1 protein-coding gene is annotated in these 798 nt (G+C 64.3%); it reads left to right on the plus strand.

Annotated features, from left to right (window positions below; all coding sequences use genetic code 11):
- Positions 1–798: signal transduction histidine-protein kinase/phosphatase UhpB (uhpB, locus tag WFM46_RS23765; RefSeq protein ID WP_336998729.1), on the plus strand; the 798-nt coding region annotated here is incomplete at both ends.

A 798-nucleotide genomic window follows, 5' to 3' on the forward strand; every position in this document is an offset into this window, starting at 1 on the left:
TCTGGCAGCCCCTTGGCCCGGCGTTGGTTTCTCAGCCCGTCAACTGGCGCGCCCGGCATCTCATCTGGTATCTGCTGCTGTTTGTGGTGAGCCTGTGGTTGCAGCTTGGCCTGCCCGCAGAGCTGTCGCGCTTTACGCCGTTTTGTCTGGCGCTGCCGATCATCGCACTCGCCTGGCATTACGGCTGGCAGGGGGCGTTGATCGCCACGCTGATGAACGCCATCGCGCTGATTGCCAGCCAGACCTGGCACGATCACCCGGTGGATCTGCTGCTCTCTCTGCTGGCCCAGAGCCTGACCGGGCTGCTTCTGGGGGCGGGCATTCAGCGCCTGCGTGAGCTGAACCAGTCTCTGCAAACTGAGCTGTCGCGCAATCGCCGCCTGGCAGAACGCCTGCTGGAGACCGAAGAGAGCGTGCGCCAGGAGGTGGCCCGCGAACTGCACGACGACATCGGCCAGACCATTACCGCCATTCGTACCCAGGCGGGTATCGTCCAGCGTCTGGCGGCGGACAACGCCGGGGTGAAGCAGGGCGGGGCGCATATCGAACAGCTCTCGCTGGGCGTGTATGACTCGGTGCGTCGCCTGCTGGGCAGGCTGCGTCCGCGCCAGCTGGACGATCTGACCCTGGAGCAGGCGGTGCGCTCCCTGATGCGCGAGATGGAGCTGGAGAGCCGCGGCATCGTCAGCCATCTCGACTGGCGCATTGATGAATCATTGCTGAGTGAAGGCCAGCGCGTCACTCTGTTCCGCGTCTGTCAGGAGGGGCTGAACAATATCATCAAACACGCCAACGCCA

Origin of the sequence: Leclercia sp. M50, assembly GCF_037150775.1 — a bacterium.
GTDB lineage: Bacteria > Pseudomonadota > Gammaproteobacteria > Enterobacterales > Enterobacteriaceae > Enterobacter.